21 protein-coding genes are annotated in these 23,420 nt (G+C 65.4%); 8 read left to right on the top strand and 13 right to left on the bottom strand.

Translation table 11 applies throughout. The features are described 5' to 3' along the window. The 4 genes from dnaA to RD110_RS00020 all read left to right on the top strand — a co-directional run bounded on the left by dnaA (position 1) and on the right by RD110_RS00020 (position 6,226). Complete coding sequence (gene dnaA, locus RD110_RS00005; protein ID WP_076195509.1) at positions 1-1,398, top strand: chromosomal replication initiator protein DnaA; 1,398 nt, start codon at positions 1-3, stop codon at positions 1,396-1,398. Between the two features lie 121 nt (positions 1,399-1,519). Further along, entirely contained in the window at positions 1,520-2,638 is a 1,119-nt protein-coding gene (gene dnaN, locus RD110_RS00010) for a DNA polymerase III subunit beta (RefSeq protein WP_076195511.1), read from the top strand. 102 nt (positions 2,639-2,740) lie between these two features. Next, positions 2,741-5,347, top strand: coding sequence for a DNA topoisomerase (ATP-hydrolyzing) subunit B (gene gyrB / locus RD110_RS00015; protein ID WP_076195513.1), 2,607 nt, complete (start codon positions 2,741-2,743; stop codon positions 5,345-5,347). A 6-nt stretch (positions 5,348-5,353) separates the two neighbouring features. Beyond that, complete coding sequence (locus RD110_RS00020) at positions 5,354-6,226, top strand: protein NO VEIN domain-containing protein (RefSeq protein ID WP_239467139.1); 873 nt, start codon at positions 5,354-5,356, stop codon at positions 6,224-6,226. A gap of 94 nt (positions 6,227-6,320) precedes the next feature. Here the strand turns inward: RD110_RS00020 and RD110_RS00025 are convergent, their stop codons facing one another. From RD110_RS00025 to RD110_RS00070, 10 genes are all read right to left on the bottom strand, one after another. Further along, positions 6,321-7,106, bottom strand: coding sequence for a DUF4124 domain-containing protein (locus RD110_RS00025; protein ID WP_157900011.1), 786 nt, complete (start codon positions 7,104-7,106; stop codon positions 6,321-6,323). Between the two features lie 21 nt (positions 7,107-7,127). Beyond that, positions 7,128-7,775, bottom strand: a complete 648-nt coding sequence (locus RD110_RS00030) for a phosphatase PAP2 family protein (RefSeq protein WP_157900012.1) — start codon at positions 7,773-7,775, stop codon at positions 7,128-7,130. A gap of 170 nt (positions 7,776-7,945) precedes the next feature. Continuing rightward, positions 7,946-8,620, bottom strand: a complete 675-nt coding sequence (locus RD110_RS00035; RefSeq protein ID WP_076195519.1) for an amino acid ABC transporter permease — start codon at positions 8,618-8,620, stop codon at positions 7,946-7,948. Between the two features lie 2 nt (positions 8,621-8,622). After that, positions 8,623-9,303: an amino acid ABC transporter permease gene (locus tag RD110_RS00040; protein WP_076204103.1), complete on the bottom strand. Its 681-nt coding sequence runs from the start codon at positions 9,301-9,303 to the stop codon at positions 8,623-8,625. A gap of 14 nt (positions 9,304-9,317) precedes the next feature. After that, positions 9,318-10,073 (bottom strand): amino acid ABC transporter ATP-binding protein, encoded by a 756-nt coding sequence (locus RD110_RS00045; RefSeq protein ID WP_076195521.1) that lies wholly within the window; start codon positions 10,071-10,073, stop codon positions 9,318-9,320. 57 nt (positions 10,074-10,130) lie between these two features. Next, positions 10,131-10,997: a transporter substrate-binding domain-containing protein gene (locus RD110_RS00050; RefSeq protein ID WP_076195523.1), complete on the bottom strand. Its 867-nt coding sequence runs from the start codon at positions 10,995-10,997 to the stop codon at positions 10,131-10,133. A gap of 61 nt (positions 10,998-11,058) precedes the next feature. Then, entirely contained in the window at positions 11,059-12,522 is a 1,464-nt protein-coding gene (hydA, locus tag RD110_RS00055; protein ID WP_076195525.1) for a dihydropyrimidinase, read from the bottom strand. 20 nt (positions 12,523-12,542) lie between these two features. Continuing rightward, complete coding sequence (locus RD110_RS00060; protein WP_076195527.1) at positions 12,543-13,322, bottom strand: SDR family oxidoreductase; 780 nt, start codon at positions 13,320-13,322, stop codon at positions 12,543-12,545. A gap of 15 nt (positions 13,323-13,337) precedes the next feature. Next, a complete protein-coding gene (locus RD110_RS00065) occupies positions 13,338-14,279 on the bottom strand; it encodes a dihydrodipicolinate synthase family protein (protein ID WP_076195529.1) in 942 nt (313 codons plus the stop codon). Between the two features lie 95 nt (positions 14,280-14,374). Continuing rightward, complete coding sequence (locus tag RD110_RS00070; protein WP_076195539.1) at positions 14,375-15,307, bottom strand: LysR family transcriptional regulator; 933 nt, start codon at positions 15,305-15,307, stop codon at positions 14,375-14,377. Positions 15,308-15,542: 235 nt separating this feature from the next. On the opposite strand from RD110_RS00070, the gene RD110_RS00075 reads away from it, so the two are divergent. Further along, positions 15,543-16,091, top strand: a complete 549-nt coding sequence (locus tag RD110_RS00075; protein WP_338053082.1) for an aspartate/glutamate racemase family protein — start codon at positions 15,543-15,545, stop codon at positions 16,089-16,091. Positions 16,092-16,127: 36 nt separating this feature from the next. Continuing rightward, positions 16,128-17,570, top strand: coding sequence for an FAD-binding oxidoreductase (locus tag RD110_RS00080; protein ID WP_076195541.1), 1,443 nt, complete (start codon positions 16,128-16,130; stop codon positions 17,568-17,570). 39 nt (positions 17,571-17,609) lie between these two features. On the opposite strand, the gene RD110_RS00085 is transcribed toward RD110_RS00080, so the two are convergent. Further along, complete coding sequence (locus RD110_RS00085; protein WP_076195543.1) at positions 17,610-18,902, bottom strand: phospholipase D-like domain-containing protein; 1,293 nt, start codon at positions 18,900-18,902, stop codon at positions 17,610-17,612. A 167-nt stretch (positions 18,903-19,069) separates the two neighbouring features. Here RD110_RS00085 and RD110_RS00090 point away from each other — a divergent pair, with 167 nt between their 5' ends. Further along, on the top strand, positions 19,070-21,085 hold the full coding sequence (locus tag RD110_RS00090; RefSeq protein WP_076195545.1) for an acyltransferase family protein: 2,016 nt from the start codon (positions 19,070-19,072) through the stop codon (positions 21,083-21,085). A gap of 9 nt (positions 21,086-21,094) precedes the next feature. Here RD110_RS00090 and RD110_RS00095 read toward each other — a convergent pair whose 3' ends face one another. Continuing rightward, complete coding sequence (locus RD110_RS00095; RefSeq protein ID WP_076195547.1) at positions 21,095-21,583, bottom strand: low molecular weight protein-tyrosine-phosphatase; 489 nt, start codon at positions 21,581-21,583, stop codon at positions 21,095-21,097. 52 nt (positions 21,584-21,635) lie between these two features. Here RD110_RS00095 and RD110_RS00100 point away from each other — a divergent pair, with 52 nt between their 5' ends. Continuing rightward, positions 21,636-22,550 (top strand): LysR substrate-binding domain-containing protein, encoded by a 915-nt coding sequence (locus RD110_RS00100; protein WP_076195549.1) that lies wholly within the window; start codon positions 21,636-21,638, stop codon positions 22,548-22,550. 15 nt (positions 22,551-22,565) lie between these two features. On the opposite strand, the gene RD110_RS00105 is transcribed toward RD110_RS00100, so the two are convergent. Further along, complete coding sequence (locus tag RD110_RS00105) at positions 22,566-23,393, bottom strand: carboxymuconolactone decarboxylase family protein (protein ID WP_076204106.1); 828 nt, start codon at positions 23,391-23,393, stop codon at positions 22,566-22,568. Between the last annotated feature and the right edge of the window lie 27 nt (positions 23,394-23,420).

The following is a 23,420-nucleotide window of genomic DNA, read 5'->3' on the forward strand; positions in this document are numbered from 1 at the left end:
ATGACCGAGGGAACCCATGCCGCTGGCGGCGCAGGTGACAGCCTCTGGCAGGCCTGCATCGACCAATTGGCGCAAGAACTGCCCGAGCAGCAGTTCAACACCTGGATCAAGCCGCTGGTGGCGCAGATCAACGAAGACTTCTCCAAAGTCACCATTTTCGTCGCCAACCGCTTCAAGCTGGACTGGATCCGCGCGCAGTACGCAAGCCGCATCACAGCCACGCTCGAAAAGCTGTATGGCCAGGCGATTCCGCTCGAGTTAGCACTCACTCAGCGCGAAGCGGTTGCCAGGGCTTACGCCACACCGAACCAGTCCGCGCCAGTCAGCCCGGCCACCGAGCCGACCAGCCTGGCGGAAGACAATGGCCAGGCGGCTTTCAAGAACCGGCTGAACTCCGCGCTGACCTTCGAGACGCTGATCGAAGGCACGGCCAACCGCATGGCGCGCGCGGCCGCGATGCACGTGGCCGGCACGCCGGGCCAACTCTACAACCCACTTTTCATCTACGGTGGCGTCGGCCTCGGCAAGACCCATCTGATGCACGCCGTGGGCAACCGCCTGCTCGCCGACCGGCCGGACGCCAAAGTTCTCTACATCCATGCCGAGCAATTTGTCTCGGATGTGGTTAAGGCTTACCAGCGCAAGACTTTCGACGAATTCAAGGAGCGTTACCACTCGCTCGATCTGCTGCTGATCGACGACGTGCAGTTCTTCGCCAACAAGGACCGCACGCAGGAAGAGTTCTTCAACGCGTTCGAGGCCTTGCTGACCAAGAAGTCGCACATCGTGATGACCAGCGACACCTATCCGAAGGGCCTCGCCGACATCCACGAGCGGCTGGTCTCGCGCTTCGACTCGGGCCTGACGGTGGCCATCGAGCCGCCCGAGCTCGAAATGCGCGTGGCGATTCTGATCAACAAGTCGCGCGCCGAAGGCACGGAGATGCCCGAGGAGGTGGCGTTTTTCGTGGCCAAGAACGTGCGCTCCAACGTGCGCGAGCTCGAAGGGGCGCTGCGCAAGTGCCTGGCCTATTCGCGCTTCAACCAGAAGGAAATCTCGATCCAGCTCGCGCGCGAGGCGCTGCGCGACCTGCTGTCGATCCAGAACCGGCAGATTTCGGTGGAAAACATCCAGAAAACAGTGGCCGATTACTACAAGATCAAGGTCGCCGACATGTACAGCAAGAAGCGCCCGGCCAGCATCGCCCGGCCGCGCCAGATCGCGATGTACCTGGCCAAGGAGCTCACGCAGAAAAGCCTGCCCGAGATCGGCGAACTGTTCGGCGGCCGCGACCACACCACCGTGCTGCATGCGGTGCGCAAGATCGGCGGCGAACGCCAGCAGCTCACCGAATTGAACCAGCAACTCCACGTCCTGGAGCAGACGCTCAAGGGCTGAAAGCAGGTGGCTTCGGTCGCCTGCGGAATGGCATGCAAAAACAGTGAAAATCGAGGGATGGGCAGGGAATTGCGCGCGACCCTCGTTGGCAGGATTTCATTAAATTAAAGAAGAGGTTGACATGATCGTCTTGAAGGCAACACAGAGCAAAGTGCTCGCGATTCTCCAATCCGTCTCGGGGATCGTGGAGCGCCGTCACACCCTGCCGATCCTGGCCAATGTGATGCTGCGCAAGACCGGCAGCTCTGTGCAACTGACGACGAGCGACCTCGAAATCCAGATCCGCACCACCGCCGAACTCGACGGCGACACCGGCAGCTTCACCACGACCGTGGGCGCCCGCAAGCTCATCGACATCCTGCGCACCATGCCGGCCGACCAGACCGTGTCGCTCGAATCCAGCCAGAGCAAGCTGATCCTCAAGGGCGGCAAGAGCAAATTCACGCTGCAGACCCTGCCCGCCGAAGACTTCCCCCTGGTGCAGGAGGCGGCCAGCTTCGGCCCCGCTTTCAGCGTGCCGCAGAAGGTGCTGAAGGACCTGCTGGGCCAAGTGTCGTTCGCCATGGCCGTGCACGACATCCGCTACTACCTGAACGGCATCCTGTTCGTCGCGGAAGGCAAGCAACTGAGCCTCGTCTCCACCGACGGCCACCGCCTGGCTTTCGCCTCGGCCACGCTCGACGTGGAAGTGCCGAAGCAGGAAGTGATCCTGCCGCGCAAGACCGTGCTGGAAATGCAGCGCCTGCTCTCCGACGTGGGCGGCGACGACCAGCCCGTCATCGAGATGCAGTTCGCCAACAACCAGGCCAAGTTCAGCTTCGGCGGCATGGAATTCGTCACCAAGCTGGTCGAGGGCAAGTTCCCCGACTACAACCGCGTGATCCCCAAGAACCACAAGAACAGCATCACCCTGGGCCGCCAGGCGCTGCTCTCCAGCCTGCAGCGCACCGCGATTTTGACCAGCGAGAAGTTCAAGGGCGTGCGCCTGAACCTGGAGCCCGGCACGCTGCGTGTGGCCTCCAACAATGCCGAGCAGGAAGAGGCCGTGGACGAGCTCGACATCGACTACGGCGGCGACAGCATCGAGATCGGCTTCAACGTCACCTACCTGATCGACGCGCTGGCCAACATGAGCCAGGACATGGTGACCATCGAACTCAGCGACGGCAACAGTTCCGCATTGCTGACGATTCCCGAGAACACGAGCTTCAAATATGTCGTGATGCCGATGCGCATCTAGGCCGTATCCGCCTAGTCGCCGACAAGACGCCCCCGCACCAACCCGCGATGAACGCTGTTCAAAGCGGGTTTGGTCATTCAAGAGATTGCTGAAAAGACCGCCATGACAGAAGCCAACCAACCCATCGACCCGAACGCAGACGCCGTGAACACCGGCGAAAGCACGGCGGGCAGCTCCAACTTCCAGCCCAAGATCGACACCAACCAGGCCGGCGCGTCCGAAGCCTATGGCGAAGGCGCGATCCAGATCCTCGAAGGCCTGGAAGCCGTGCGCAAGCGGCCCGGCATGTACATCGGCGACACCTCCGACGGCACCGGCCTGCACCACCTGGTGTTCGAAGTGGTGGACAACTCCATCGACGAAGCGCTGGCCGGCCATTGCGACGACATCCTCGTCACCATCCATTCCGACAACTCGGTGAGCGTGGTCGACAACGGCCGCGGCATTCCCACCGGCGTGAAGATGGACGACAAGCACGAGCCCAAGCGCAGCGCGGCCGAGATCGCCCTCACCGAACTGCACGCCGGCGGCAAGTTCAACCAGAACAGCTACAAGGTGTCGGGCGGCCTGCACGGCGTGGGCGTGAGCTGCGTGAACGCGCTCAGCAAGATGCTGCGCCTGACCATCCGTCGCGACGGCAAGATCCACGTGATGGAGTTCAGCAAGGGCTTCGTGCAGAACCGCATCACCGAAACGCAGAACGGCGTGGAAGTCTCGCCGATGCAGATCATCGGCGACACCGAAAAGCGCGGCACCGAAGTGCACTTCCTGCCGGACACCGAGATCTTCCAGCAGAACAACGACTTCCACTACGAGATCCTGAGCAAGCGCCTGCGCGAACTCAGCTTCCTGAACAACGGCGTGCGCATCCGCCTGAAGGACGAACGCACCGGCAAGGAAGACGACTTCGCCGGCGCCGGCGGCGTGCAGGGCTTCGTGAACTTCATCAACAAGGGCAAGACGGTCTTGCACCCCAACGTGTTCCACGCCATGGGCGACCGCCAGAGCGACCAGGGCACCAACATCGGCGTGGAAGTGGCGATGCAGTGGAACAGCGGCTACAACGAGCAGGTGCTGTGCTTCACCAACAACATTCCGCAGCGTGACGGCGGCACCCATTTGACCGGCCTGCGTGCCGCGATGACGCGCGTTATCAACAAGTACATCGACGACAGCGAACTGGCCAAGAAGGCCAAGGTAGAGGTCAGCGGCGACGACATGCGCGAAGGGCTGACCTGCGTGCTCAGCGTGAAGGTGCCCGAGCCCAAGTTCAGCAGCCAGACCAAGGACAAGCTGGTGTCGAGCGAAGTGCGCGGCCCGGTGGAAGACATCGTCAGCAAGCTGCTGTTCGACTACCTGCAGGAACGGCCCAACGACGCCAAGATCATCGTCGGCAAGATCATCGAAGCCGCGCGCGCCCGCGAAGCCGCACGCAAGGCCCGCGACATGACGCGCCGCAAGGGCGTGCTCGACGGCATGGGCCTGCCCGGCAAACTTGCCGACTGCCAGGAAAAAGACCCGGCCGCCTGCGAGATCTACATCGTCGAGGGTGACTCCGCCGGCGGCTCCGCCAAGCAGGGCCGCGACCGGAAATTCCAGGCCATCCTGCCGCTGCGCGGCAAGATCTTGAACGTGGAGAAAGCGCGCTACGAGAAGCTGCTCACCAGCAATGAAATTTTGACGCTGATCACCGCGCTCGGCACCGGCATCGGCAAGGCCGGCGGCAGCACCGGCAACGACGACTTCAACGTCGCCAAGCTGCGCTACCACCGCATCATCATCATGACCGACGCCGACGTGGACGGCGCCCACATCCGCACCCTGCTGCTGACCTTCTTCTACCGCCAGATGCCCGAACTGGTGGAGCGCGGCCACATCTACATCGCCCAGCCACCGCTGTACAAGGTCAAGGCCGGCAAGGAAGAGCTGTACCTGCAGGGCCAGACCGATCTGGACGGCTTCCTGCTGCGCATCGCGCTCGTCAACGCCTCGGTGTTCACCGGCGGCGACGCGGGCACCACGCTCAGCGGCGACACCCTGGCCGAACTCGCGCGCAAGCACCAGGTGGCCGAAGCCGTGATCGCGCGCCTGCGCAACTTCATGGACGCCGAAGCCCTGCGCTCGATCGCCGACGGCGTGTCGCTCAACCTCGATACCGTGGCCGACGCCGAGAAATCAGCCGTGGCCCTGCAGGCCAGCCTGCGCGCCCTGGGCAGCGGCGCCGAAGTGGCCGGCGAATTCGACATCCGCACCGACAAACCCGTGCTGCGCATCAGCCGCCGCCACCACGGCAACGTGAAGAGCAGCGTCCTGACGCAAGACTTCGTGCACGGCGCCGACTACGCCGCCCTGAGCGAGGCCGCCAACACCTTCCGCGGCCTGTTGAGCGAAGGCGCCAAGGTCATGCGTGGCGAAGGCGAGCGCCAGAAGGAAGAAAAGGTCGGCGACTTCCGCCAGGCCATGCGCTGGCTCATCGGCCAGGCCGAAAACGCCACCAGCCGCCAGCGCTACAAGGGCCTGGGCGAAATGAACCCCGCCCAGCTGTGGGAAACCACGATGGACCCAACCGTGCGCCGCCTGCTGAAGGTGCAGATCGACGATGCGATCGAGGCGGATCGGGTGTTCACGATGCTGATGGGGGATGAGGTGGAGCCGCGGCGGGAGTTTATTGAGACGAATGCGCTTAGGGCGGGAAATATTGATATTTGAGGTTATGTGCTGCTGCCGCTTGGCCGCGAAAAATATAAGGCGAAGGTGGACTGGTCTCGCGAAGAAGTAGAGGCGATCGTTGCCGATTACCTGCATATGCTCACACTGGAGTTGAGCGGGCAGTCTTACAGCAAGACGGAACACCGTCGCCGGCTGCAAGCCTTGCTGGCGGGGAGATCCGATGGGTCCATTGAATTCAAGCATTGCAACATCAGTGCCGCCCTGATGGACCTTGGCTTTCCCCGGATTCAAGGTTATCAGCCACGGTTCAACTATCAAGCGTTGTTGGCCGAAATACTAGCAGCTCAGGTTCAAGTTACGTCTCGTTTGGACCAAGCTGCCCAGGCCGCCGTCGAACGGCCCGCGATAGCGCCCGTGGTCGAAGATTTCTCGCAGGTCAAAACCCAGGCTCCGGCATGCCAGGCCAAAGTTGCTGAGCCAGAAATGCCATACGCATTCCGCGCGATGAAGCGAGACTATTTTGAGCGAGAGGCCGCCAATCGATCTCTGGGATTGGCGGGCGAAGAATTCATCGTTCAGTTTGAGCACTGGCGATTGGTGCAATTTGGCCAGCAGCGTCTTGCCGATCGCGTCGAACATGTTTCAGTCACCAAGGGCGATGGTCTTGGCTACGACGTAAGGTCTTTTGAAGCCGATGGTCGCGAACGCTTCATCGAAGTCAAAACGACGTCATTCGGCAAAGACACCCCATTTTTTGTTTCTCGCGGCGAATTATTGCTGTCCAGACAAGCCAAAGAACAATTTCATCTTTATCGTTTGTTCGAATTTCGAAGAGCACCCCGCCTCTTCGATCTAGCTGGTCAGTTGGATCAACATTGCCTTTTGGACCCAATCTCCTACAAGGCAAGTTTTTCTTGATTTGCGACGAGACGCCTTTTGCGAGGCCTAAACCGGGCCAGTGTTCAGCCAATCCCTTTGAGGTTTGCTTGCAAGCGTCCCGGAGGACTGGTCCTCAACACTTCAACCGAAACTGCCGATCCCGCGCCTCCCGCTTCCGCGCGGTGATCCAGTCCTGCATTTCCCCGCTCTGCGGCTGGCGCGCCCAGGCGTCCAGATCTTCGATGTAGCGCGCCAACCCGGAGCACGTGGCGGCCTTGTCCGCGTCCGGCGGCGGCGCCGGGATCACCACCGGAGCCGGCGCGGGCGGCGGCAGGGCACTGCGGATAGGCGTGGCCTGCGCCAACACGGACGCCTGCATCAAGTTCACGTCAGGCCGCACGGCGAGCTGCTCCGCTTTGGCGCCGTCGGGACACGGGCCATCGGAGTACGTGGTTCTGCCTTTGAGCACGCATTTGCTGACGGTCTGTCCGGGCGCGGGCGCGAGGCGGGTGGCAGTTGCCGGCGGCGTGGGCGAGGCGGGTGGGGCGTCTGCGTCTGGTACCGGGGCTGTGTCAGGTGTAGCGACGGAATGGGCCAGGCCGCGCACGGTGACGCCGAGTCCGGCTGGCTCGTGCCAGACCCAGGCGACCAGCGCCAGCAGGAGCAACAAGGCCAGGAGGAACGCCGGCCAGCGGCGCTTCTCGGGCGCGGGGCTGAAAGGTGAAGGCGCCCTGCGCTCCTCATCGTCTGCAACCGCCATGGATCCTTCCTTGACGAAATCAATCAACAAATTTTTCAAGCCAAATTGGCATCTGGCGCTGAATCCATCTGCGCGGGTAGCTCCTGATTTAGAAGCAAACTTGCCGCCGCTTGGCGCCAGCGCTTTTGGGTTAGAAATATGTTCGCACACTTCGGACAACGGTTGGCGGCCCATGGGCCATCACTGGCGTGCTCGCCTCGGCCGTCCACCATCCGGCAATGCGGTGACGGCCACCACCCCCGCCCCCAGCAGCCACCCCGCCAGCACATCGATCACGTGATGCTGATACGTCGTCAACACCGAAACAGCGATCAAGCCGAACCACAGGTGCAGGCATCGCCCCGCCCATTGGCCACGACACGGCGAGAACCGGGCCCACAACACGAGCAGCACCGCGATGTGCAGCGACGGCGCGCGGTTGTACGGTCGATCGAACCAGACGAGTGCGGCGTACATCGGGTGGAAGAGGCCGTCGACCACCGGCCGCTCGAAGGTGAAACGCAGCGGAAAGGCGGCGTAGCACAGCATCGCCACCAGCAGCACGAGCATCAGCCGGGCCACGTGGCGCCGCAGTTCGATCGGGCCGCCCTCGGCGAAAAACGAGAGCACGAAGAACACGCAGATCGACAGGTAGGGCACGATCGTCCAGGGCACGAACGGAATGTGGCGCTCCCAGTCGAACACGGTGGCACCGACGTCGTGGCGCAGGCTGGTGAAGTGGTTCGCGAGCCAGTAGGTGGCAACGAAGATGGCCGAAGTCATGGCACACGCATAGGCGGCATCGGCCTCGCGCGGCAAGGCCTGGGCGACATGGGATGAAGACGGCATGGCGCATCCTTTCCGGAGTGAGACGGCGATCGTGGCGATCGCTCGACGTGTCTCGTGACTCTAGGAAAAGGGGCGCCTTGCGTGAATGCCGCGAAGGCGCGACGGGTCGGCCCAGAGGCGTTCATCCTTTTGAAGGATGCGCTCGCGCGATCGCGGGATGTGATGGACGCTCACCGTGCCGCGGTGCGCCGGTGCTCCAGCCGGGCCATCCAGCGTGTCAAGGGCCACAGCAAGGCCAGGTACATCAGCGCGGCCAGCACCACGGGTGACGGGTTGTAGACCAGCGATTGCGCGTCGCGCGCCGCGCGCAGCAACTCGGGCAGGCCGACCACGCTGGCGATGGTGGTGAGCTTGACGACCTCGATGCTGTTGCTCACCAGGTCGGGCATCACGTTCTTCACCGCCTGCGGAATGACCACGTGGCGCAATGCCTGCAGCCGGGTGAGGCCGGTGGAGCGTGCGGCTTCCATCTGGCCGGGGGCCACGGCTTCCAGGCCGGCGCGGAACACTTCGGCAAAGTAGGCGGCATTGTTCAGCAGGAAGCCGAGCACCACGGCGCCGAGTTTCGGAATCTCCCAGCCAAGGAAAGGCAGGCCGAAGTACACGAACACCAGCAGCACCAGCGGCGGAAACGCGCGGAAGAAGTCGATGAAGGCCACCGCGGCCCAGCGCAGCGTGCGCCGCCGGCTTTGGCTCAAGACCAGGGCCAGCGCCAGGCCGGCCGCGGCGCCCAGGGGGATGACCAGGGCCGACAGCCAGATGGTGGTCCACAGGCCTTGCAGCAGGTACGGGAACACTTGCGCATAGATCGGCAAGTTGAAGAAGTTTTGCAGCAGCGCTTCCATGCTCAACGGCCCTTCCAGCGGCGCTCGATCCAGCGTGCCAGCACCACCACCGGCAGAAACACCGCCAGGTAGGCCAGGGCCCCCAGCGTCAACGGTGTGGGATTGCCCGAGGTGCTGCTGGCGGCCTGGGCCTGGTTCAGGATTTCATTCAGGGCCACCACCGAGCCCAGGGCGGTGTTCTTGGTGATGGAGATGACGCGGTTGGTCAGCGGTGGCACGGCGCGGCGCAGCGCCTGCGGCAGCACCACCCAGCCCATGGCCTGCCACCAGCGCATGCCGGTCGACCGCGCGGCTTCCATCTGGCCCACCGGCAAGGAAACGATGCCGGCCCAGATGCTTTCTTCCGCATAGGCCGCCAGCACCAGCGACAAGGCCAGCCAGGTGGTGGCAAAGGCCGACAGCGGCAAGCCGATGGATGGGAAGCCGAAGTACACGACGATCAGCAGAATCAACGGCGGCAGCGAGCGCATCACGTCGGCGAAGCCCACCACGCCCCACGCGATGGGGCGGATGCGCAGCGCCCGCAGCACGGCCAGCGCCAGCCCCAGCAAGACCCCGGTGACCACCACGGCCAGCCCCACGCCCACGGTCACGCCCAGGCCCTGCAGGATCTGCAGCCAGTAGCGCGCCGCAACCTCCTGGTTGAAGAACGTGAAGACCAGGCCCGAGTTGTCGCCGCTCATGCTGCCCGTCCCGTTCACGCGGCACGCGCGCCGCTGTAGCGACTGACGAAGCTGCGGGTGCGCGCTTCGCGCGGGTGCTCGAACACGTCGGCGGCGGAGCCTTCCTCGACCACCACGCCGCCGTCCATGAAGACCACGCGATCGGCCGCCGCGTGCGCAAAGGCCATTTCGTGGGTCACGACCAGCATGGTCATGCCGCCTTCGCGCAACTGGCGCATCACCTGCAGCACGTCTTCCACCAGCTCGGGGTCGAGCGCGCTGGTCGGTTCGTCGAACAGGATCACGCGCGGCTGCAAGGCCACCGAGCGGGCGATGCCCACGCGCTGCTGCTGGCCCCCGGAGAGCTGCGCCGGGTAGGCGCCCGCCTTGTGGCCCAGGCCCACCCGTTCCAGCGCGGCCTGCGCCAGTTGCCGCGCCTCGGCCTTGCTGCGGCCCTGCACGAGGCGCAGCGCCAGGGCCACGTTGTCGAGTGCGGTGAGGTGCGGGTAGAGATTGAACGCCTGGAACACCATGCCGATCTGCTGGCGCACGGCGTTGATGTCGACGTCGGCGCGGGTGATGTCGCGGCCATCGAAGATGACCTGGCCGCCGCTGGCTTCTTCGAGCCGGTTGCAGCAGCGCAGCATGGAGCTCTTGCCCGAGCCCGACGGCCCGATCACGCACACCAGCTCGCCCGGCCGCACGCGCAGGTCCACGCCGCGCAGCACTTCGTTGGCGCCATAGGACTTGCGCAGTCCGACAATTTCTAACAAGGGTGGGGGCATGACCATGGCGGGCTCGGCAAAACGTTCAACAGGATGGCGGGGGAACGACGGGTGCCACTGGCTTCAGCTGCACTTGGCCGTGACGGGCGTGGCGTCGTAGCCGTCCATGCCGGGCACGCCGGTGCCAGGCGCGAGCTTGACGGCAGCGTCGTCCGCGCCCGGGGTGAAGCCGAACCACTTGACGGCCAGCTTGGCCACCGTGCCGTCCTGCTTCATGCACTTGAGCGCGTTGGAAGCGGCGGCGCGGCCGGCCTTGTCATCCAGGCGGAAGGGCAGCGCCCAGACCAGGCCGGTCTTGACGGTGTAGCCGGTCTGCAGCGCCGCGTTCTGCTTCGCGGCCCAGGCCACGACGGTGGTGCCGGCGAGGTTGTAGTCGGCGCGGTTGGCGAGCACGGCCTGCACGGCGTCGGCGTTGTTGCCGTAGACGTCGAACTTGAAGTCGTATTTGGCGGCGTTGTCGCGTGCCCAGCCTTCGTAGTTGGAGCCCTTGTTCACGGCCACGGTCTTGCCCTTCAGGTCTTCCAGGCGGGCCAGCGGTGCGCCTTTGCGGCCGAGAAAGGTGTAGTCGGTGTCGAGGTAGCCTTCGGTGAACAGCATGGCTTTGGCGCGCTCGGGCGTCACCGTCACCGGCGCGAGCAGGAAGTCGTAGCGCTTGCTGTTCAGGCCGGGCACCAGGCCGGAGAACTCGGTGGCCTCGATGTCGATCTTGCGGCCCAGGCGTTTGGCCAGCTCTTCGCCCAGGTCGATGTTGAAGCCCTGCGCGCCGCCGCCGAGCTTGGCCATGGCGTGGGGCGCGAAGGTGGCGTCCACCGCGGTCTTCAGCGGGCCGGTTTGCGCCCACACGGCGCTGGCGCACAGCGCGGCCAAGCAGGTCACGGTGCCGAGGGCCAGCGCACGGAACGAGGGTTTGAAAGTGGAACGGCGTTGCATGGAAGGCACTCCTGGTAGACGGTGATGAGGATGGATGGCGAAGAGAAATTCGGTGGCGGCGTCAGTCCGCACGCTTCAGGCCCACGAGTGCGCTGAAGGCCCCGCGCTGCGGCGAAGGCGCGGACGTGCGCAGCGGCTCGGGCCGCCCGCGCGGCACGAAGCTGCCGCTGCCGCGTGAGGCCAGCAGCACGCCATCGCGCACCACCGCCCGCCCGCGGCTGTACACGGCGGTGGGCCAGCCGGTGATGCGCCGGCCCTCGTAGGGCGTATAGCCCACGTTGTCGTGCAGCATGCCGGCCGTCACGTCGACCACGCGGGTCGGGTCCCACAGCGCGATGTCGGCGTCGGCACCGATGGCGATGCTTCCTTTGCGCGGCGCCAGGCCGTACATGCGGGCGTGGTTGGTGGCGGTGAGGGCGACGAACTGTTCGATGCCCATGCGGCCGGTCATCACGCCTTCGGAGAACAGCAGTGGCAGGCGCAGTTCGATGCCCGGCACACCGTTGGCCATTTCCTTGAAGGTGGTGGCGTCTCCCTTGGGCAATTTGCCCGAGGCGTCGAAGCGGTAAGGAGCGTGGTCGGACGAGAACACCCCCAGCGTGCCGTCGAGCAGGCCGTCCCACACGGCTTGCTGCGAGGCGGCGTCGCGCGGCGGCGGGCTGCAGCAGAACTTGGCGCCTTCCATGCCGGGCAGGTCGCTGTCGCCGGCCTCCAGGAACAGATACTGCGGGCAGCTCTCGGCCAGCACCGGCGCGCCGAGCTGGCGGGCGGCGCGGATCACCTCCACGGTTTCGCGGCCCGCCACATGCACGATCAGCACCGGCACATCGACCAGGCGCGCCAGCGCGATGGCGCGATGGGTGGCTTCGGTTTCGGCCAGCGCGTCGTGCGCCACGGCATGGAATTTCGGTGCGGTGTGGCCGCGCTCCAGCAGGCGGTGCGCCACCCAGCGGATCATGTCGTGGTTCTCGGCGTGCAGCATCACCAGCGCGCCCAACTCGCCGGCGGTGGCCATCACGTCGAGCAGCTGATAGTCGTCAAGCTTGAGCTTGTCGTAGGTCATGTAGACCTTCAGCGAGCTGATGCCGTCGCGCACGGCCTGCGGCAGGTGTTCGCGCAGCGCGGTCTCGTCGGGGTTGGTCAGGATCAGGTGAAAGCCGTAGTCGATGACCGCCTTCTCGGCGGCGCGGCGGTGGTAGTCGGCCAGCACCTCGGGAATGGCGTCGTTGCGGTGTTGGGCGGCAAACGACAGGATGGTGGTGGTGCCGCCGAACGCGGCCGATACCGTGCCGCTGTAGAAGTCATCCGCACACATCACGCCCATGCCCGAGAGTTGCTCGATATGGCAATGGCTGTCGATGCCGCCGGGCAGCACCCAGCGGCCGCTGGCATCCACGTCCTCGCGTCCGGCGGGCAGAGCTGGCGCGATGGCGGTGATGCGCCCGCCCTGGATGCCGATGTCGGCATGGAAGGTCGCATCCGCATTGCTGATGCGGCCGTGACGGATGGTGAGGTCGAAATCCATGGTGGTGCGAAGGGCTGGTGTCAGAAAGTGCCGGGGTAGTGGCCGCCATCGAGCAGCAGGTTTTGCCCGGTGATGAAGCCGGCCTGTGCGCTGCACAGGTAGGCACAGGCATCGCCGAATTCCGCCGGGTCGCCCAGGCGGCGCGCGGGGTTGGCGGCACCGCGTTCGGCGATCACGGCCTCGACCGTCTTGCCGCTCTTGGCGGCCCACTGCGCAGCGGTTTCCTTGAGGCGGTCGGTCTCGAACGGGCCGGGCAGCAGGTTGTTGATGGTGACGTTGTGGGCCACGGTGACGCGTGCCAGGCCGGCCACAAAACCGGTGAGGCCGGAGCGCGCACCGTTGGACAGGCCCAGGATGTCGATGGGCGCCTTCACCGCGCCCGAGGTGATGTTGACGATGCGGCCGAAGCGGCGCGCGATCATGCCGTCCACCGTGGCCTTGATGAGGGCGATGGGCGTGAGCATGTTGGCGTCGAGTGCGGCGATCCAGGCGTCGCGGTCCCAGTCGCGGAAATCGCCAGGCTTGGGGCCGCCCGCGTTGGTGACCAGGATATCGGGCTGCGGGCACGCGGCCAACACCGCGGCGCGGCCGGCGTCGGTGGTCACGTCGGCGGCCACGGTGACGACATCGGCGCCCGTGGTGGCACGAATTTCTGCGGCGGTGCGCTCCAGGGCTTCCACGCCACGCGCCACCAGCGTCAGGCGGGCGCCTTCGCGCGCCAGCGAAATGGCACAGGCACGGCCCAGGCCCTTGCTCGAGGCGCACACCAGTGCGCTGCGTCCGGAGATTCCGAGATCCATTGGTTGTACTCCGGCTCAGGCGATGACAAAGGGGCTGCGCTGGTCGAGCGAAAGGCCGACGCGTTGCACGGTGGCCTCGAGTTCACGCGCGGTGATCGGGTCCATGCGCATGCCCGGCGAGCGGATGGCGTCGCAAGCGATCACGCCACGGCGCATGTAGGTCGTCTTGCGCAGCGCCAGGCCCATCTTGGGTTGGAACTCGTAGCGGATCAGCGGGCAATAGCGGTCGAACGTCGCGGCGGCGGCGGCATGGTTGCCGGCGGCATGGTGCTGGTAGATGCGCACCAGGATCTCGGGGAAGGCGAAACCCGTCATCGTGCCCACCGCGCCGCGTTGCAGCTCTTCCAGAAAATAGACACCACCCAGGCCGCCGAACACCTTCATGCTGCCCTGGGCCAGCTCGAGGATGCGCGAGATCTTCTGGCCGACGGGCGGCTCCTCCATCTTGATCATGCCCACGCCGCCCTCGCGGCCCAGGCGGGCCACCAGCTCGGCGCCGATCTCGGTGCCGAAGGAGTCGGGAAAGTCATGGATGACGACCGGAATCTTCACCGCCTGGGCCACGGTGCGGTAGTAGTCGAACTGCACGGCGTCGGCCGTGGTGTCCAGCGGCGCCACGAACACGGCGCCGGCGCCGAGTGCTTCGGCTTCACGCGCCTGCTCCACCGCGCCGGCGATGCCCAGGGCGCGTACACCCACCCATACCGGCACGCGGCCCTTGGCCTGGGCGATGAAGGCGCGGATCACCTGGCCGCGTTCTTCCTGCGACAGCTTGTGCGACTCGCCCAGGAAGCCCAGGATGGCCAGGCCATCGACACCGGCCTCCAACTGGAAGTCGACCAGCGAAGCGATGCTGGCCAGGTCGAGCGCGCCGTCCGCCGCAAAGGGCGTCGGGCAGATGGTGAACACGCCTTTGGCGGTGGCAAGGCGGTCGGTGGTGGCGGGGTTTGCGGTCATGGTCGATAGCCGGGTTGCTGTGAAGTTGTGGCCGATTATTCGAAACACCCCGGCCGGTGTCGCGTGCTTTTATGGCGGACACCCTTAACAACGTGTTAACCACCCGTTGCCGGCGCAGGGTCGGGCGCCGGCTGGAATCCCTCGCTTTGCATGAGCTGGCGCAGCACGCCGACAAACGTCTGGGCCATTTGCGACAGCGGCTCGAAGCGCGAGTGCACCAGGTTGGCCTGCAGACGGGGCGCATCCAGCAGTGGCCGCACCACCAGTTGGCTGGCCGGCCAGCTGCGCACGGAAAACTCGTCGACCAGCGCAATGCCGGCACCCGCCTGCACCAGCGCGCAGGCGTTCTGCGGCGAGCCGACTTCGATGGCGGTGCGGTAGCTCTCGCCGGCCGCCTCGAACAGCCCGGTCACCAGCACGCCGAAAGGCGAGCCGCGGTCGTAGGCGATCAACGGGTAGGCCAGCAGATCCGCGGCCGTGAGCGTGGCCCGGCGCGACAGCGGATGGTTGTAGGGGCAGATGCACACCAGGCGACCGCTGCCCAGCGGGGTGGATTCGAGGTTCGGATGCTCCACCGGCAGGATCGTCACGCCCAGGTCGGCCTGGTGGTTGAGCAGCCGCTCCACCAGCGGCGCAAAACCCAGGTACTGGAAACCCAGCTTGACCTGCGGATGGGTATGGCGAAACGCGGCCATGGCTTGCGGAATCACCATCTGGCCCACGCTGGGACTGGACACCACGTTCAGGATGCCCTCACGGTGTTCACCCAGTTCGCGCGCCAATTCGTTGACGCGCTGCACACCGGCGTAGACGTGCTCCACCTCGCGGAACAGTTTCTTGGCCTCGGGGGTGGCGTAGAGCCGACCCTTGATGCGCTCGAACAGGGCAAAGCCGACCCGCGACTCGGTGTGCGACAACAGCCGGCTCACGGCCGGCTGGGAGACGAACAGCAGCTGCGAGGCGCCGCTGATGGAGCCGGTGATCATCACGGCACGAAACACTTCGATCTGGCGCAGATTCAAGGACATGGTGCACAGCCAATTAACAAACGGTTAAGGGTGACCCACAACATAGCAAGTGCCATGCCGCCCACCCCGCCCTAGACTGGCGGCGAGCCCGGCGATGGTCGCCAGGACACACCGACGCCTTCGCCATGCAGCATCCGATCTACGTCATCAACCCCAACAACGACAGCGGCGTGACCGCTGGGCTGGATGCCGCCGTGGCCCCCTGCGCCTCGCCGGCGGCCCGCCCATCACCTGCGTGACCTTGTCCGACGGCCCGCCCGGTGTGCAAAGCCAGCTCGATGTCGACACGGCAGCGTTGTCGGTCTACCGCTTCGCCCAGGCCCACCGGGGCCGGGCCAGCGCCTTCGTGGTGGCCTGCTTCAGCGATCCCGGCCTGGCTGCACTGCGCGAGAGTGCCGGTGTGCCGGTGCTGGGCATCAGCGAAAGTGCGGTACTGACGGCGCTGACGATGGGCCAGACCTTTGGCGTGATCGCGATCCTGCCAGGCTCGATTCCGCGCCACCTGCGCAACTGGAGCGCCATGGGCGTGGCCAGCCGATGCGCGGGCGAAGTGGCCATCGGGCGGGACGTCTCCGCGCTGGCCGACCGCCCCGCCACGCTCGCGGCCATGTGCGATGCCGGCCGCCGCCTGCGCGACGAACGTGGGGCGCAGGTGCTGGTGATGGGTTGCGCCGGCATGGCGCCTTTCCGCGAACCGCTGCAGCAAGCCACCGGGCTGCCTGTGGTGGAGCCGACGCAGGCGGCCACCGCCATGGCCCTCGGCCGCGTGCAGCTCGGCTGGTGACACCGGCCTCCCTCCAACCACTGAAGCCTTTCGAACATGACCACACCCCCTACGACACCTCCCGCTGCCGCGGCACATCCTGATCTGCTGCAACGCCTGCACGCCACCGTGGGCGACGCCGGCCTGGTGCTCGATGCCGAAGCACAAGCGCCCTACCTGCAGGACTGGCTCGGCAAATGGCATGGCCGCACACCGGTGGTGGTCCGCCCGTCAAGCACCGAGCAGACCGCCGCCGTCATGGCCATCTGCCACGAAACCCACACCCCGGTGGTGACCCAAGGCGGCAACACGGGCATGAGCGGCGGCGCCACACCGGACGGCAGCGGCGCCCAGGTGGTGCTGAGCATGGTGCGCATGAATGCCATCCGCCACGTGGACCCGATGAACAACAGCCTGACGGTGGAGGCCGGTGTGCTGCTGGCCAACGTGCATGCGGCGGCCGCGGAGATCGACCGTTTCTTCCCGCTGAGCCTGGGTTCCGAAGGCAGTTGCACCGTTGGTGGCAACCTGGCCACCAACGCGGGCGGTATCGCCGTGCTGCGTTATGGCAACACGCGTGACCTGGTGTTGGGCATCGAAGCCGTGTTGCCCGATGGCCGCATCTGGAATGGCCTGCGCGCGCTGCGCAAGGACAACACCGGCTACGACCTGCGCCACCTGTTCATCGGCTCCGAGGGCACGCTGGGCGTGATCACCGCGGCCGTGCTCAAGCTCTACCCGCGCCCGGTGGCACGCGCCACCGCATGGATCGGCGCGGCAAGCCTCGAGGCCCTGGTGGCCCTGCTGGCCCGGCTTCGCTCGCATTGCGGCGAACGGCTGGTGGCGTTCGAGATGATGTCGCAGGCCTCGCTCGACCTGGTTCTGGCGCACGTGACCGCCACCCGCGCGCCCCTGGCCGGCCAGCATGCCTTCCACGCGCTGGTCGAGCTGGCCGACACCCGCGCGGACGGCCTGGCCGAACTGCTGGAAGAAGGCTTGGGCGCGGCATTGGAAGACGGACTGGTGCAGGACGTCGCGGTGTGCACCAACGCCAGCCAGGCTACCGCGTTCTGGAAACTGCGCGAAGGCATTTCACAGGCCCAGGTGCGCGCAGGCAAGGCCATCAAACACGACATCGCCCTGCCCATCTCGGCCATTGCCGGTTTTGTGGCGCAGGCCGATGCAGCACTGCAGGCGCTGCAGCCGGACGTGCGCATCGTCAACTTCGGCCACCTGGGCGATGGCAACCTGCATTACAACGTGCTGCAGCCGGCCGACACCCCCTACGCCGAAATGACCGAGAAAACGGCGCTGCTGAACCGGACCGTGCACGACCTGGTGCATGCCATCGGCGGCAGCATCAGCGCCGAACACGGCATCGGCCAATTGCGCCGCGACGAACTGCCGCTCTACAAGCCGGCGCTCGAATTCGAACTGATGATGCGCATCAAGCAGGCACTCGATCCCAACCAGATCATGAACCCGGGGAAACTGCTGTAGGCGGCACCACGGCCCGGACCCACCTTTTGCGGCCGCGCCTCAAAGCTGCGAAGCGATCACCGAGGCGAACTTTTCCGCGAGCTTTTCCTTCAACGGCCGATCGGCCCACTGGGCGAAGGAGACGGGCTTGGACCTGGCCAGGTCGGCCTCGAAAATCCGCGTCTGCTCCGCGGCAAATGCGTTGTCGACGATGTTCAGCGTGGCTTCGTCGTTGAGGCGGAACGAACGGTTGTCGAAGTTCGTGGAGCCCACCGAGACGAACAGATTGTCGACCACCAGCACCTTGCAGTGGAACATGGTCGGTGCGTATTCGGCGATGGTCGCGCCAGCCTGCAGCAGTTCTCCCCATTGCGCGCGCGAGGCGCTGCGCACGCTGTCGCTGTCGATGTGTTCGCCGGGCACGACGATGCGCAGGCGCACGCCGCGTTGCATCGCGGCGAGCAGTGCGTGCCGGGTGAGCTCGTCGGGCACGAAGTAGGCGGCCGAGAGGTCGATGCTCCTGTTCGCGGCGGTGATGGCCAGCAGGTACATGAGCTGCATGCTGTCGCTGCCGCCCGAGGGCGAGCTGCTGAACATCTGCGCCTGCGCGTCGCCCGCCTTGTCGAGCATGGGAAAGTAGGGCTCGCCCTGCAGCACGTGGCCGGTGGCCTTGATCCAGTTGTCCATGAACACGGCCTGCAACTGCGCGACCACCGGGCCGCGCACCTCGAAGTGGGTGTCGCGCCAATGCGCCGGGTCCTGCGCGTGGCCGGTCCATTCGGGCGCGATGCCCACGCCGCCGGTGAAGCCGATGCGGCCGTCCACCACCAGCAGCTTGCGGTGCGTGCGATTGTTGAGCCGGCCCAGGTGGGACCAGTGCGGCGGGTGGAACTTCTGGATCTGCACGCCGGCCGCGCGCATCTCCTCGAGCAGCGCGTCATCCATCTTCGCGCTGCCCACCCAGTCGAGCAGCACGTGCACCTTGACGCCCGCACGCGCGCGCTCGGCCAGTGCGTCGGCGAAAGCGCGGCCGATGTCGCCCGCCCAGTAGATGTAGGTCTCGAAGGTGATGGTGGCCTTGGCTTCCTGGATGGCCGTCAGCATCGGCGGAAAGATGGCATCGCCGTTGACCAGCGTCGTGGCCCGGTTGCCGGGCTGAAAGGGCGGGCCGAGCAGCACACCCAGTTCGTGCAGGAAACGCGGGTCTTCGATGCCGTACACGCGCGCCACCTGGCGCTCGATCTTCTTTTCGCCGCCCTTGAAATTGGAGACGAGCACGGCGGCGATCACCGTGGCCAGCACGATGAGCAGCACGCTCCTGAAGGTAAAGCGACGTTTTGTCCACGAATTCATCGAACGATGGTAAGGCCCGCAGGCAACCGCGCCTGTGGGAGAACACCTCAGAAAGTTCGAAAGAAGCCGTAAGTTGGGACTGTTATCTTCCGGATCGTGGTGCGCCTGCTTTCGACACCATCAACCCGCGGCGATGCGGAGTCATCTGAATCTGGAAAAGACCCGAAATGATGCACCACCCGAAATACCGAGCCGATATCGACGGCCTACGTGCGATCGGCGTGTTGTCCGTGGTGGGATTCCATGCTTTTCCGAATTGGATCAGGGGCGGCTACATCGGGGTCGACATATTCTTCGTGATCTCGGGCTTCCTGATCAGCACCATCATCATGGGGACGCTGGAACGCGACCGTTTCAGCTATGCCGATTTCTATGGCCGCCGCATTCGCAGGATCTTTCCAGCCTTGGTGCTGGTGCTGGGCTGTAGCTTGCTGCTGGGCTGGTGCAGCCTGCTGGCCGACGAGTTCCAGCAGCTGGGCAAACACGCGGCAGGTGGCGCCATGTTCATCGCCAACTTCGTGTTGTGGAATGAGGCGGGCTACTTCGATACGTCCGCCGAATTCAAGCCGCTGCTGCACTTGTGGAGTCTGGCGATCGAGGAGCAGTTCTATATTTTCTGGCCAATCCTGCTGGGTCTGGTCTGGCGCAAGAAATGGAGCTTCCTGATCGTCACAAGCGTCGTTGCGGTGGTCTCATTCGCCATCAACCTCGTGACGGTACCGTCGAACCCTGTAGCGGCTTTCTATTCCCCGCTCTCGCGCTTCTGGGAATTGATGATCGGCGGAATTCTGGCATATCTGCTGCTGCACCGCCCTCGGATGCTCGACAGATTCTCCAACGCACAGTCCGCCCTGGGCATGGCCTTGCTGGCGCTTGGTTTTGCAACTCTCACCAAGGATTCTCCGTTTCCAGGCTGGCGCGCCTTGATGCCGACACTGGGTGCCTTCCTGCTCATCTCGGCCGGACCGGCTGCTTGGGTGAACAGGGCTGTCCTGGCCAGTCGGCCGATGGTGTGGTTCGGCCTGATCAGCTATCCGCTCTATTTGTGGCATTGGCCAGCACTGAGCTTCGCCCGCATCGTCGCCGGCGGCACGCCCAGCGCCACCGTGCGCGTCGGCGCGGTGACGTTCAGCGTCGTGGCGGCATACCTGACCTACCGGTTGATCGAGGTGCGTTTCCGAAACAACCAGCGTCTGCGCTTGAAGAACATGGGACTGGTAGCCGTTGCGATGGCGATCCTGGCAAGCGGTCTGGTCGTTTTGATGAGCCAGGGCCTGCCCGATCGGGCGATTGCCGCACGCAACGCCAACAAACGCAGCCCGAGTCTCGTGTTCCAGGCGGCGATCCCGGTGGGAGTCGTTCCATGTTCCGGCAACAACGCCATCCCGGAAATGCTGCAGCCCCACTGCCGTCAGTATGTCGTGCGCGCAGGTGCTCCTACGGTGCTCCTATGGGGTGACTCGTCGAGTGGCGCCTGGAGCCATATGTTCTACCAACTTGCCGAACGGCATGACTTCAATGTGGTCCTGTTCAGCCATCCCTCGTGTCCGCCCTTGCTCGGCGTGCGTAAGTCCTTCCACCACCACCCCCAATCCAACCGGTATTGTTCTGACGCACGCCTGGGCCAAGTGGTGCTGCAGTCGATCACCGCCTTGCAGCCTCAAGCGGTGGTGTTGATGGGTGCCTGGGTCGGTTACAGCCACTATCGGGACGAAAACGCCGCCACCAACGAATACATCACCACGGATCCAAGCGCCGACGCCGACCGGACATCGAGCATTACCGCCATCCGCAACCAGTTGCCGCTCACCATCGAGGCGCTGGACGATGTGACCAACGTCCTGGTATTCAACAGTTGGCCGAGCCTGTTGACCTTGCCGAACTACCAGGTCGACCGCCTGCCCTTCATCCGATCGAATGCGTCGATGCCACTCAAGCCAGCCGCGCAACACGCAGAGGAGTCGGCCGTGGTTCACGAAACCCTGGCCCGCGTGATGACCAGCGGGCGCACTCGTCACACACGCGTCTTCGACCCGGCCGCCAAGATATGCGCCACGGTATGCGCAATGTCCTTTCGAGACGTCGGCCTGTATGAGGACACGTACCACATCACGCCGTATGGTTCCATGCTTTTTGGGGAGGATGTGTGGGCCTTGCTGGGGCCCATGCTGGGCCGCAGTTGACGAGCCTGATCAAGGCAGAGGATCGAGCCGCTGCCGTACCTGCTTCAGCAGGCCGTCGCACGCATCCTCGACCAGGTCCAGCACGTGCTCGAAGCCGCGCTCGCCGCCGTAGTACGGGTCGGGCACCACCGGGCTGTCGTGGCGCTCGCAGAACTCGGTGAGGCGGCGGATCTTGGTGTGGTGGCGCGGATCGCTCTGGTCCTGCGCCAGGGCCAGGTTGTCCCAGTCCATGACCAGGATCAAATCATGCGCCTCGAAGTCCGCATCGATGATCTGCCGCGCGCGCAGCGCGGACAGGTCGTAGCCGCGGCGGCTGGCATGTTGCTGCGAGCGCGCGTCCGGCGGGCTGTCGGGGTGGTAGTTGTGCGTGCCGGCCGAGTCCACGCGGATGCGATCTTCCAGGCCGAGGGCCTTCACCTTGTGCAGGAACACGCCATGGGCGGTGGGGCTGCGGCAGATGTTGCCCATGCAGACGAAGAGAATGGAAAAAGTTCTCATGGACCCGATGTTGCCTGCAATCGGTGTTCCCGTGTTAGCGTTCAGGCCCACCATGACCAGCCATCTCGAACTGCGCCAGCTCCGCTATTTCGTTGCCGTCGCCGAAGAACTGAATTTCCGGCGCGCCGCGGACCGCCTGGCCATCACGCAGCCGCCGCTGAGCCGGCAGGTCCGCGCGCTGGAGGATGACCTGGGCGTGCAACTGCTGCAGCGCGACCGCACGGGTGTGGCGCTCACCGCCAGCGGCGCGGCCTTCCTGGCGAAGGCGCGTGATCTGCTGGAGCGCGCCGAGCAACTGGTGAGCCAGACCCGGCGCGGCGCACCAAAGGGCGAGGAGGTGCGCATCGGCATCACCACCGTGGTAGATGCGGCGCTGTTCACCTGGCTCGCGCCGGCGTTGCGCCAGCGTGTGCCGGGCCTGGCGCTCACGCAGAAGCGGCAGATTTCGCAGCAGTCGGTGGCCGACCTGCGCCGCGGCTTGCTGGACCTGGCGATCATCGGCCTGCCTTCGCTGACCGGCGGGCTGGCGGTGGAAGTGTTGGCCGTCGATCCGCTGGTGGCGGCGCTGCCTGCACAGCACCCGCTCGCGCGGCGCAAACGCATTGCGCTGGCCGAGTTGAACGACGATGCGCTGTTCTGGTTTGCGCGTTCGCTGAATCCGGCCTACTTCGACCACTTCGGCACCGTGTTCCGGCAACTGGGTTTCGATCCGCCACGGCTTCAGGAACCGGCCGACCACCATGTGCTGCTCGGGCTGATCGCCGCCGGCCAGGGCATCGCGCTGATCCCTTCTTCGCTGAAGACGATCGCGCGCGAGGGCGTGGTCTACAAGCCGCTGAAAGAGCAGTCCGTCCTGCGCATCGAGATCGCTGTGGCCTATCCGCGCGAAGGTCTGTCTTCGCATGCGGAGCTCGTGCTGCAGGCCTTGCGCGACCACCATGGGCTGGGTTTGCCGAAAGCCGGTTGAAACGGCGGGAGCCGGTCAACCCAGGTTTCGCTCGGCCATCGTTTCCTTCGCGACAAGGGCGGCGTTGATGGCGGCCGGAAAGCCCGCGTAGACGGCGGTATGGGTGACGATTTCCACCAACTGCTCCCGCTTGCCGCCCACGTTCATGAAGCCGTGCATGTGCACCTTGAGTTGCGCCGGGGCGGTGCCGAGCGCGGTGAGGGCCGCCACGGTGACGAGTTCACGCGATAGCACGCTCAGGCCCGGGCGCGCGTAGACGTCGCCGAACGCAAACTCGACGATGTAGCGGCCAAGATCCGGCGCCACCTCGCCGAGCGCGGCAATGACGCGTTCGCCGGCGTGGCCGTCGATGGCCTGCAGGCCGGCCCAGCCGCGCGCGTAGCGTGACCCTTCCAAGGCCTGCGCGTCAGGCTTCGGCGGCAGGGCGATGCCTTTCTCCGCGAACAGCTCCTTCAGCACCAGTGCGGTGTTGACCGCCGCCGGGAAACCCGCGTACACCGCCATGTGGGTCGCGAGCTCGACGAGTTCTTCGGCGGTACAGCCCACCTGCAGCGCGCCCGCGAGATGGAACTTCAACTGCGGGCTGGCATTGCCGAGCGCCGCGAGCGCACCCGAGGTGGCCAATTGGCGCTGGGCCAGGTCGAGCTGCGGCCGCGCGTAGATGTCCCCGTACGCGAACTCGATGGCGAACCGCGCGAGGTCCGGCGCAATGTCGGCCAGCGCGGTCTCCAGCGACGGCGGGCTTCGGCCTTCGATGCGGGCGAGCTGCGCGAGGCCGGCGGCGTAGCGGGGGGAGGAAGGGGCGGGCGAAGAAACGTGTGAAGAAACGGAGGAAGAGGTCACGGCGGGCTTTCTGTGGTGGATCAACCC

It is taken from the genome of Rhodoferax koreense (assembly GCF_001955695.1).
GTDB lineage: Bacteria > Pseudomonadota > Gammaproteobacteria > Burkholderiales > Burkholderiaceae_C > Rhodoferax_B > Rhodoferax_B koreensis.

What these genes read in the sequence shown, in the direction of transcription:
- RD110_RS00040 (WP_076204103.1), bottom strand. Translation starts at nt 9,303, where the DNA reads ATGAGCGGCGACAACTCGGGCCTGGTCTTCACGTTCTTCAACCAGGAG.
- RD110_RS00030 (WP_157900012.1), bottom strand. Translation starts at nt 7,775, where the DNA reads ATGCCGTCTTCATCCCATGTCGCCCAGGCCTTGCCGCGCGAGGCCGAT.
- hydA (WP_076195525.1), bottom strand. Translation starts at nt 12,522, where the DNA reads ATGGATTTCGACCTCACCATCCGTCACGGCCGCATCAGCAATGCGGAT.
- RD110_RS00100 (WP_076195549.1), top strand. Translation starts at nt 21,636, where the DNA reads ATGACCAGCCATCTCGAACTGCGCCAGCTCCGCTATTTCGTTGCCGTC.
- RD110_RS00085 (WP_076195543.1), bottom strand. Translation starts at nt 18,902, where the DNA reads ATGAATTCGTGGACAAAACGTCGCTTTACCTTCAGGAGCGTGCTGCTC.
- RD110_RS00065 (WP_076195529.1), bottom strand. Translation starts at nt 14,279, where the DNA reads ATGACCGCAAACCCCGCCACCACCGACCGCCTTGCCACCGCCAAAGGC.
- RD110_RS00090 (WP_076195545.1), top strand. Translation starts at nt 19,070, where the DNA reads ATGATGCACCACCCGAAATACCGAGCCGATATCGACGGCCTACGTGCG.
- gyrB (WP_076195513.1), top strand. Translation starts at nt 2,741, where the DNA reads ATGACAGAAGCCAACCAACCCATCGACCCGAACGCAGACGCCGTGAAC.
- RD110_RS00070 (WP_076195539.1), bottom strand. Translation starts at nt 15,307, where the DNA reads ATGTCCTTGAATCTGCGCCAGATCGAAGTGTTTCGTGCCGTGATGATC.
- dnaN (WP_076195511.1), top strand. Translation starts at nt 1,520, where the DNA reads ATGATCGTCTTGAAGGCAACACAGAGCAAAGTGCTCGCGATTCTCCAA.
- dnaA (WP_076195509.1), top strand. Translation starts at nt 1, where the DNA reads ATGACCGAGGGAACCCATGCCGCTGGCGGCGCAGGTGACAGCCTCTGG.
- RD110_RS00080 (WP_076195541.1), top strand. Translation starts at nt 16,128, where the DNA reads ATGACCACACCCCCTACGACACCTCCCGCTGCCGCGGCACATCCTGAT.
- RD110_RS00045 (WP_076195521.1), bottom strand. Translation starts at nt 10,073, where the DNA reads ATGGTCATGCCCCCACCCTTGTTAGAAATTGTCGGACTGCGCAAGTCC.
- RD110_RS00095 (WP_076195547.1), bottom strand. Translation starts at nt 21,583, where the DNA reads ATGAGAACTTTTTCCATTCTCTTCGTCTGCATGGGCAACATCTGCCGC.
- RD110_RS00035 (WP_076195519.1), bottom strand. Translation starts at nt 8,620, where the DNA reads ATGGAAGCGCTGCTGCAAAACTTCTTCAACTTGCCGATCTATGCGCAA.
- RD110_RS00050 (WP_076195523.1), bottom strand. Translation starts at nt 10,997, where the DNA reads ATGCAACGCCGTTCCACTTTCAAACCCTCGTTCCGTGCGCTGGCCCTC.
- RD110_RS00060 (WP_076195527.1), bottom strand. Translation starts at nt 13,322, where the DNA reads ATGGATCTCGGAATCTCCGGACGCAGCGCACTGGTGTGCGCCTCGAGC.